Genomic DNA, 2069 nt, shown 5'->3' on the forward strand with positions numbered 1-2069 from the left:
AAATACTTTGATGTGAAATTCAATATTGCAAACGAATCCATTGAAAAGGTTTCAAATTATTTGGTTGAAAACAAGTTCTGCAGTGCAGAGCCAACTGTCAATCAAGGATCAAGCTTTTCACAGATCAATGTCTTGATTCCTAAAGAGCATTTCCCTGAAATGTTAGATGGAATAAGAGCATTAGGTGCTTCTTCAATTATAAGAAGCGATGTAAAGCAATATGTGATTTAACTTATTTGGACTAATTTCCAAATCTTTTTTTTTTTTTTTTTTTTTTATTTTTATTTTTTTTTTTTTTTTTTTTTTTTTTTTTTTTTTTTTATCTTATTTTTCTTTTTTAGGCTTTAATAGCTATTTTTCTTCTTAGTTAATTTAATTATTCATTATAAATTAAGAATTATGCCTAAAAAACATGATAATTTATTTTTATTTATAATGATTTTTAATAAAAAAACAATATCTTTTTATATAATAAGGTATAAATCACTTAATAATAATGTTAAATTATGATAAATCATTATAATTTATTTGAATTTATCATTATGATTCTTAATTTATAATGATATTTTCTTAAAAGAACTGTTGATTTAAGTTGGTTAAGTGTTTTATTTGCAAAATGCTTGTATTTTTACATTTAGGTGTCTAAAATGTTGACTTCTGTACAAAAGGAAATTTTACAGACTTTAATTAATTTGTATCAAAATTCAGATGGCAAGTCCATTAAGGGTGAAGACATTGCTGAAGTGATGAACAGAAATCCAGGTACCGTCAGAAATCAGATGCAATCCCTTAGAAGCTTAAGTCTTGTAAAGGGAGTGCCAGGACCTCGTGGTGGCTATAAGCCTACTATTGAAGCATACCATACATTAAACATTTCAGTTTCAGACAGCAATGCTAAAGTTCCTGTCTATAAGGAAAACAAAAAGTTAGAGGATGTTTCAGTAGCTAAGATTGAGTTTACAAGCGTACCTCATCCTGGTGAATGTGAAGCGGTCATTAAGGTTTTAGGAAGCATTAAGGATTTGCATGTAGGAGATATCATTCGTGTAGGACCTACCCCTGTTAATAACCTTGGGGTTATTGGTGAAATCGTAGGAAGGGACGATATGGACAATATCCTCCTCTTGGATATCAGCACTATCAGAAGCATTCCTAAAAACTCTGTTTATGAAATTGCTACATTGGATTTGATTTATCTAAAGCCTGGAGATTCAATTAAGGATGCTGCTTGTCTTCTTTCAAAAAACAATATCGATGGAGCACCAGTAATTACCGAAGGTGTAGCTATTGGTATGGTTTCATTGGTGGATATTGTAAAGGCATTGGCTGAAGGAAAGGAAAATGAAGACGTTAGGGATATAATGTCCAAGCGCTTGTTCTTCATTGATAAGGATACAAAGATAGCCACTGCAGTTTACAAGATGTATAAGTTTGGAATAAGCAGATTGATTGTGGTTGATGATGACTACACTCCAATAGGTGTTGTTACCCGTACCGACTTGATTGAAAAGATTACAAATCTAAACAATTTCCCATTGTTGAATGATAACGATTTGGAAGATGAAATTTAATTTTAAATCAATTAGAAGAAAAATTGTCTTTTTTTCATTTCTAAATCAGGTGTTTTAGGTTCTGGAAGAGTTGCAAGAGCTTCTAATTTGCTTGTTGATATGATTAATGATGAGGATATGGACATCTTCATGAGTTTAGGTGGTCCATTGGTTCCTGGTGGAATGCGTAATATCGTTGCTGATTTAATCAGAGAAAAAAGAATCAAGGTCTTGATTACAAGCGGTGCAAACATTACCCATGACTTGCTTGAAGCCTTTGGAGGAAGACATTATAGGGATCTCGGAACAAATGATGAAGAGCTTAATGATGCTGGAATAGGCAGAATCGCTGATGTTTACACTCAAGGAGATGACTTTGAGGTATTTGAAAGTGAAATAATCAAGATTTTTGAGAAAATCAGCGAGGATTTGGACAATGATGAGGATAAGGGAATCATTTCCATTCAAAGATTGTTAAAAGAAGTTGGATTATTGATTGATGATGACAATTCAATCCTA

At 31.8% G+C, this 2069-nt stretch carries 2 protein-coding genes and 1 pseudogene; all 3 read left to right on the plus strand.

Annotation, left to right across the window (positions count from 1 at the left end; translation table 11 throughout):
• Window positions 1–231 (plus strand): annotated as a pseudogene (locus QZV12_RS13560) (ATP phosphoribosyltransferase); the annotation flags it as partial.
• Between the two features lie 416 nt (window positions 232–647).
• A complete protein-coding gene (locus QZV12_RS13565) occupies window positions 648–1571 on the plus strand; it encodes a CBS domain-containing protein (protein ID WP_295622700.1) in 924 nt (307 codons plus the stop codon).
• A 36-nt stretch (window positions 1572–1607) separates the two neighbouring features.
• Window positions 1608–2069, plus strand: a 462-nt coding sequence (locus QZV12_RS13570) for a deoxyhypusine synthase family protein (RefSeq protein ID WP_295622703.1), incomplete at its 3' end; no start/stop codon positions are given.

The organism is uncultured Methanobrevibacter sp. (assembly GCF_902769175.1).
Taxonomy (GTDB): domain Archaea; phylum Methanobacteriota; class Methanobacteria; order Methanobacteriales; family Methanobacteriaceae; genus Methanobrevibacter.

Excerpts from the sequence above, each read along its gene's own strand:
- QZV12_RS13565 (WP_295622700.1), top strand. The coding sequence starts at position 648 with ATGTTGACTTCTGTACAAAAGGAAATTTTACAGACTTTAATTAATTTG.